Source organism: Streptomyces sp. adm13(2018), assembly GCF_008042145.1.
In the GTDB taxonomy this organism is placed as follows: Bacteria; Actinomycetota; Actinomycetes; order Streptomycetales; family Streptomycetaceae; genus Streptomyces.
Map to the genome: position 1 here is coordinate 1 of NZ_RDBH01000087.1, position 6,657 is coordinate 6,657.

Annotated in this window: 6 protein-coding genes and 1 pseudogene; 5 read left to right on the plus strand and 2 right to left on the minus strand. The window is 75.0% G+C overall.

Annotation, left to right across the window (positions count from 1 at the left end):
• The 5 genes and pseudogenes from EAO70_RS07905 to EAO70_RS07925 form a co-directional block, all read left to right on the plus strand.
• Positions 1–276 (plus strand): annotated as a pseudogene (locus EAO70_RS07905) (class IV aminotransferase); the annotation flags it as partial.
• 63 nt (positions 277–339) lie between these two features.
• Complete coding sequence (locus EAO70_RS07910; protein WP_148002294.1) at positions 340–2,070, plus strand: right-handed parallel beta-helix repeat-containing protein; 1,731 nt, start codon at positions 340–342, stop codon at positions 2,068–2,070.
• A complete protein-coding gene (locus tag EAO70_RS07915; RefSeq protein ID WP_148002295.1) occupies positions 2,067–2,498 on the plus strand; it encodes a hypothetical protein in 432 nt (143 codons plus the stop codon). The genes EAO70_RS07910 and EAO70_RS07915 overlap by 4 nt, the downstream gene beginning before the upstream one ends.
• Before the next feature lie 375 nt (positions 2,499–2,873).
• A complete protein-coding gene (locus EAO70_RS07920; protein ID WP_148002296.1) occupies positions 2,874–3,380 on the plus strand; it encodes a hypothetical protein in 507 nt (168 codons plus the stop codon).
• A gap of 165 nt (positions 3,381–3,545) precedes the next feature.
• Positions 3,546–4,163 (plus strand): class F sortase, encoded by a 618-nt coding sequence (locus tag EAO70_RS07925; protein WP_148002297.1) that lies wholly within the window; start codon positions 3,546–3,548, stop codon positions 4,161–4,163.
• Positions 4,164–4,239: 76 nt separating this feature from the next.
• Here the strand turns inward: EAO70_RS07925 and EAO70_RS07930 are convergent, their stop codons facing one another.
• Positions 4,240–5,025 (minus strand): sulfite exporter TauE/SafE family protein, encoded by a 786-nt coding sequence (locus EAO70_RS07930; protein ID WP_148002298.1) that lies wholly within the window; start codon positions 5,023–5,025, stop codon positions 4,240–4,242.
• Between the two features lie 311 nt (positions 5,026–5,336).
• A complete protein-coding gene (locus EAO70_RS07935; RefSeq protein WP_261992743.1) occupies positions 5,337–6,644 on the minus strand; it encodes a ferric reductase-like transmembrane domain-containing protein in 1,308 nt (435 codons plus the stop codon).
• Positions 6,645–6,657 lie beyond the last annotated feature (13 nt).

Here is a 6,657-nt window from a genome sequence, read left to right on the forward strand (position 1 = left end):
ATCACCAACATCGGCTTCTGGGACGGCACATCGGTGGTCTGGCCGGCGGCGCCCTGCCTCCAGGGGATCGCCATGGCCCTCCTGGAGCCGCGCCTGGAGTCGGTCCGGCGGCCGGTCACGCTGGCCGACCTGCCGGGCTACCGGGCCGCGTTCGTCACCAACTCCCGTTCCCTCGCGCCGGTCACGTCGATCGACGAGGTGGTGTTCCCGGTGGACGAGGAACTCATGGGACGGGTGTACGCGGCGTACGACGGGGTGGAGTGGGACGAGCTGTAGAGCGGTAGAAGCCGTGGAGGGGCCGGACCCGGCCCCGCGAGCCGTACGGGGGGAGTCGTCGGCATGGTCGCGAGGTACGTCGTCTCGCCGCGGGGCGGTCGCCGCGCCCACCGGGACATCGGTTCGGCCCTCCGGGCGGCGGGTGCCCGGGGCGGGCCGGCCCTGATCGAGATCGCGCCCGGCCGGTACGAGGAGGCCCTCACCGTGCGGGGCGACGTCCGGCTGGTGGCCGCCGAGGGGCCCGGTTCCGTCGAGGTCGGGCTGCCGCGGTGCACCGTCCTCGACACCTCGGGCGCGGTCCTGGTGCACGGCCTCACCCTGGTCGGCCGCGAGGCGGACGTCGTCGCCTGCCACGCGGGCACCCTCACCCTGGAGCACACCCGGATCCATGCCCACAGCGGCGTCGCCGTGCACGCGCGGCCGCACTCCGCCGTCACCCTGCGGGACACCCTGGTCGCCCACGGCCGGGTGCTCTTCTCCGGGGGTACGGGACTGGTCGAGCGCTGCCGGTTCACCGACGCCGCCGACAACGCGATCGCCGCCGTCGAAGGGGCCCGGATCACCGTCCGGGGCAGCCGGATCGAGGGGAGCCGGATCCACGGGCTGCGGGTCAGCGACGCCCACGCCGAGGTCGTCGGCTGCGAGCTGACCGGCACCGGGCGGGCCGCCCTCACGGCGGACGCCCGGGCGCGGCTCGTCGTGGCGGACTGCGTGATCACCGACGTGCACGGCGAGGGGATCATGTTCACCGAGCAGTCCCGGGGCTCCGTCGACGGCACGCGCGTCACCGGCGCCCGGCACGGCATCGGCGCGGCGAGCGGCGCGGACCCGGTGGTGCGCGGCTGCGTCCTCGCCGACTGCCACGACACCGGCATCAACGTGCAGACGGAGGCCCGGGGCCGCTTCGAGGACTGCCAGGTGCTCGGCTCGGGGAACATCGCCGTCTTCTCGACCAGGGGCGGCGCGCCCGAGGTGGTCGGCGGCCGCGTCTCCGGGGGCAACGTCGGGATCGCGGTCACCGAGAGCGCCCGGGGCCGCTTCACCGGGATCGCGGTCGAGGACCTGACGAACACCGCGCTGCGGGTCTTCGACGACTCCGGCGCCTCCTTCACCCACGTACGCGTGGAGCGCTGCCAGTCCGGTCTGGAGACCCGGGGCGACGGCGGCACCACCGCCGAGCTCGCGGACACCGTGTTCCGCGACTGCGAGATGGCCGCCGTGGCCATCGGCGGCCGGTCCCGCGTCACGCTCCGGAACGTGACGGCGGAGGGCGGCATCCTGGGCTTCGGCGTCTCCGACGAGGCCCAGCTCCGGGTCACCGACAGCCGGGTCTCGGCGGTGAGCGGCGCCGGGGCCGGGGCCCTCGGCAGCGGCCGGCTCATCGCCCGGAACCTCACCGTGAACGGCTCGGGGGCGCTCGGGATCTACGGGACGGGCTCCGCCTATCTGGACGTCGCCCGGAGCGAGTTCACCGACTGCGCGAACGCCGGCGCGAGTTTCGACGAGGAGGCCGGCGGGCAGCTCGTGGACTGCGCGGTGAACGGTGCCCGCGGGGTGGCCGTCGTCGGCAACGGCCGGGTCGAGACGGTCCGGCTCCGCACCTCGCTCCGGGTCCTGCGGCACGCGGAGAAGCCGGCCGGACCGCCGCAGCAGATCATCAACATCTTCAACGGGCCGGTCTTCAACGGACCGGTCCGGGACATCCAGGTGGCCTGGGGCAACGAGCACGTCGAGCAGCACCAGGACCACGACGAAGACCACCGGAGCACGGAAGAGGACGGTTCCCCCTCATGAACGACCGACCGGACGAGCACGACGCGCCGCGGGTCCACCACTTCAACGGACCGGTGTTCCACGGACCCGTGTCCCAGGGCCAGTTCGCCTGGGACAACGCGACCGCCACCCAGAACCAGCAGAACGTCGGCGTCCCCGGCCCGGTCGCCCCCGGGTACGAGGCGCTCGCCGAGCGGGTGGCCGAGCTGCTCCGGCAGCTCCCCGGCGCCGGCCTCGCCGAGGAGGACCGGCGGGACACCCAGGAGGCGGCGGAGGAGGTCCTGGCGGTGATCGGCCAGGAGGAGCCGGTGGAGCAGGGCCGGGTGCGCCGGGCGCTCAACGGTCTCAGGGGCGCGCTCGCCCCGGTGGCCACGGGGGTCGCGGCGGGCGCGACGGCAGGGGCCCAGGAGTGGGCGCTGACGGCGATCGGGGGGCTGACGGGGGTGTGAGGAGGGCCCTGCTCCACCGGCTCCTCCTGGCCGATCACCGCCAGGACCTCCTCCGCCGCCTCCTGGGTGTCCCGCCGGTCCTCCTCGGCGAGGCCGGCGCCGGGGAGCTGCCGGAGCAGCTCGGCCACCCGCTCGACGGCGGTCCGGGGTGGTCACCCGTTCGGCACGGGACGCCGACCGGCATCACACAACCCGCTCTGACCTGCGTAAACTCCGGAGATCCAGGCGACACACCGTATCGAACGGCCCAATCCTGATGGCTCATCAGGAGGCGGGGTGCGCGCAGCGGCTCTTATCTCGGTCACAGAAGGTCCTTCCGGGAAGTCCCTCCCGGAGGCCGTCCCGCTCGACCGCTCGCGCGCCCCGGAGGCCCCCATGCGCACCACTGTCCGCCTGTTCACCGGTACCGCGCTGACGGTCGCCGCGATCGGAGCCCTCGCCGGTCCCCCGGCGTTCGCCGGCGACTCCGAGTGGCTGGAGATCTTCCCGTCCGAGGCCTCCCCGGGGGAGAGCGTCACCGTGAACACGCTCGCCTGCGGCAAGCACGGCCGCGGCGTCGGGGACGCGAACTCGCTCGGCGCGGGCGACTTCCAGCTGCGTCCGAGCACGCACAAGGAGGTCGTGGTCGGACAGTTCCACGTACCGGAGCACGCCAAGGCCGGTACGTACGGCATCAGCGTGGCCTGCGACAACGGAAAGACGGCCCGGGGCGACCTGACCGTCAAGCACCGGCGTCCCAGCGGCCACGTCCAGACCGGTGTCGGGGGCAGCGTCGGCCCCGACACCGCCCAGGTCACGGCAGGTGCGGCGGTGCTGGCCGCGGCTGCCGTGGGCGGGGTCTGGCTCCTGCGTCGCCGGGCGAGCGGCGCGCGGGGGCACTGAGACCACCGCCCCGTCCTGCCCCCGCCGGAGCGCCCGAACACGGCCCGGCGGGGGCAGGGCCACATCCCGGCCTCCGGGACGGCACGCCCGATCCCGCCGGCCGCGTCGTCCGCGTACCGTCCGCGGCGCCTCCCGTCGCACCACGTACCGACCGAGGGGACCCAGGTGAGCAACAGGAGCAAGGGCTGGGGCATAGCCGTGGCCGCCTGCGTCGGGCTCTGGCTCGTCCAGAACGGCTCTGAGCAGGTCACCCCGCCCGTACCGTCGGCCGCCCAGGCCTTCGCCGCCGGGCCCAGCGTGCACACCGACGCGGCCGCCGACCCGCTGCCGCCCTCGGCGCCGGTACGGCTGCGGATCCCCGAGACCGACGTGGACACCCCGATGATGCGGCTCGGTCTGGCCCGGGACGGCTCGCTCGACGTGCCGCCGGCCGCGGACCGGAACATGGCCGGGTGGTACGGGGACGGCACCCCTCCGGGTGCCAAGGGCACGGCGATCGTCGCGGGCCACGTCGACAACGCCGACGGACCCGCCGTCTTCTACACGCTGGGCGCCCTGAAGAAGGGCCATCGGATCGAGGTGGACCGGCAGGACGGGCGGACCGCGGTGTTCACGGTGGACGCGGTCGAGGTCTACGAGAACGAGGACTTCCCGAACCGGAAGGTGTACGACGAGGCGAACCGCGCGGAGATCCGGGTGATCACCTGCGGCGGCGGCTTCTCGAAGAAGAAGGGCTACGGGGGGAACGTGGTCGCCTTCGGGCACCTCATCGGGGTGCGGTAGCGCGGTCCTGCGGAGATCGGGGTGCGGTCGCCCGGTCCGGCGGGGATCAGGGCGCGGCAGCCCGGTCCGGCGCCGTTCAGGCCCACTGGTCGAAGGCGAGTTTCGCGACCAGCGAGAGGACGACCACGAGCAGCACCCCGCGGACGAACTCGGCTCCCCGGCTGAGCGCCATCCGCGCCCCGATCGTCCCGCCGGCCAGGTTGAAGACGGCCATGACGGCGGCGAGCTGCCAGTACACGCTGCCCTGGTACGCGAACATCGCGAGCGCGCCCGCGTTGGTGCAGACGTTGACGATCTTGGCGGTCGCCGAGGCGGTCACCAGGTCCAGGTGGAGCACGGCGGTCAGCGCGAGGACCAGGAAGGTCCCGGTGCCGGGGCCGAACAGCCCGTCGTAGAAGCCGATTCCGCCGCCGACCACGACGATCGCGGTGACGATCCGGGCCCGGGTCAGCGGCGCCCGGTCCTCCCCCGCGGGCCGCGCGCCGAACGACGGCCGCAGCACCACGAAGGCGGCGACCGCGAGCAGCACGATCATGATCACCGGGCGCAGGACGTCGCTGCTGATGCCCGCCGCGAAGAAGGCGCCGGCCATGGAGCCCGTGAGGGCGGCGAGGCCGATGCGCACCGCCGTCCACACCTGGACGGGCGCCTTGCGGACGTAGGTGACCGCGGCCCCGGTGGTGCCCACGATCGCGACCGCCTTGTTCGTCCCGAGGATGTGCGCCGCCGGCGCGTGGGGCATGCCGAGCAGCAGGGCCGGCAGCAGGAGCAGACCGCCGCCGCCGACCACCGCGTCGATCCAGCCGGCCACGAGCGCGGCGAGGCACAGCAGGACGAGGGTGGTCAGCGATATCTCGGGCATGCCCGTGAGCCTAGGGACGAGATCGTTGCCCCGTCCATCAATCCCTGGAGAGTTGAGCTACGTCTGAGCTTGCGGCGCCCGGGAGGCGGTCGGGGGCCGGGGGCGCCGCCGGGGAGACGGCGGCCGTGAGGAGGGTCCCGGCGAGCGCGCCCGCCCCGAGGAGGGCGGCGGCGAGCCGGCGCCCGGCCCGCTGCGCGCCGGTGACGGGCCGCGGCGCCGCGTGCCGGGACCGGCCGGGCTCACGCATCCCTGACCCGCCGGGTTCACGTATGCCGGTCCTGTCGGCTTCGCGCATGCCGGTCCTGCTGGGTTCACGCATGGTCGAAGTCCTCGCTGTGGATGCGGGAGGCCGGGACGCCGGCCCTGATCAGGTTGGCGGTGGCGGCGCGGGCCATGGCGGGCGGCCCGCACAGGTAGACGTCGTGGGCGGCGAGGTCCGGGACCAGATGGCGCAGGGCGCGCGGCGCGAGGGGGTCGAAGGGGTCGTCGGAGCGGCCGAGGAGGAAGTGGAGCGCGGCCCGCCGCTCGCGGGCGATGCCCTCCAGTTCCTCGCGGAGGACGAGTCCGGCGGCGTCGGAGGCCCGGTAGAGCAGGGTCACGTCGCCGGGCCCGCCGGGCAGCGTCTCGAAGAGCGCGCGCAGCGGGGTGATGCCGACGCCCCCGGCGAGCAGCAGCACCTTGCGGCGCGTGCGGCGGTGGGCGGTGAGGGCGCCGAACGGGCCGGAGGCGAGGACCCGGACGCCGGGCCGGAGCCGGCGGATGCGGCGGGTGTGGTCGCCGAGCGCCTTGACGGTGATGCGCAGGGTGTCGTCGCGGACGGGCGCGGAGAGGGAGAAGGGCAGGGCGGTCGCCCAGAGCCCGCGCCGCAGGAAGCGCCAGCGGAAGAACTGGCCGGGCTCGGCGCGCAGTCGGGCCACTCCCCTGCCGCGGATCAGCACCGAGACGACTCCGGGGCCCTCGTCACGGACCTCGGCGACCCGCAGGTCGTGCCGGAGGGCGGCGCGGACGGGGACGACGAGCCGGTACCAGAGCAGGAGGACGGCGACGGTGGCGTGGGCGATCGCCCAGAGCCAGCGGACGAGGAGGCTTTCGGCGATGTCGGGGCCGGCGAGCTGGTGCACGAAGCCGAGGGCGGCGGCGAGCAGCCCGCCGAGGTGGACGGCCCGCCAGGTCTCGTGCCGGAGCCGGTTGCGCACGGCCCGGGCGGAGGTGACGCCGACCGCGACGAAGAGGGCGGTGCCGAGGGCGGCGGCGGCGATCGCGCCGTACGCCATGAGGTCCCCGGTGGCGGTGAGCAGGTCGGTCCGGGTGTGCACGGCGTACCCGCAGAGCGCGAGGAACGCGTGCGCGCCGACGAGGCCGAGGACGTACCGGCCGCCGAGGGCGTGCCAGCGGGCCAGCCGGTCGGCGCCGACGCCGTGTTCGACGCCGGGGACGCGGGCCATGAGCAGCAGCAGGACGAGGACGCCGTACCCGGCGAGCAGGCCGGTGAGGTGGGCGCCGGACGCGAAGAGGGCGTCGAGGCGGGCGGAGGGCCGGGCCTGGACGCCCCAGAGCAGGGCGACGGCTCCGGCGCCGCCGAGGATCGCGGTGCGCAGCCGGTCGGGGGCGAACCGCAGGACGGGGTGGGGC

Excerpts from the sequence above, each read along its gene's own strand:
- EAO70_RS07910 (WP_148002294.1), top strand. The coding sequence starts at position 340 with ATGGTCGCGAGGTACGTCGTCTCGCCGCGGGGCGGTCGCCGCGCCCAC.
- EAO70_RS07930 (WP_148002298.1), bottom strand. The coding sequence starts at position 5,025 with ATGCCCGAGATATCGCTGACCACCCTCGTCCTGCTGTGCCTCGCCGCG.
- EAO70_RS07915 (WP_148002295.1), top strand. The coding sequence starts at position 2,067 with ATGAACGACCGACCGGACGAGCACGACGCGCCGCGGGTCCACCACTTC.
- EAO70_RS07920 (WP_148002296.1), top strand. The coding sequence starts at position 2,874 with ATGCGCACCACTGTCCGCCTGTTCACCGGTACCGCGCTGACGGTCGCC.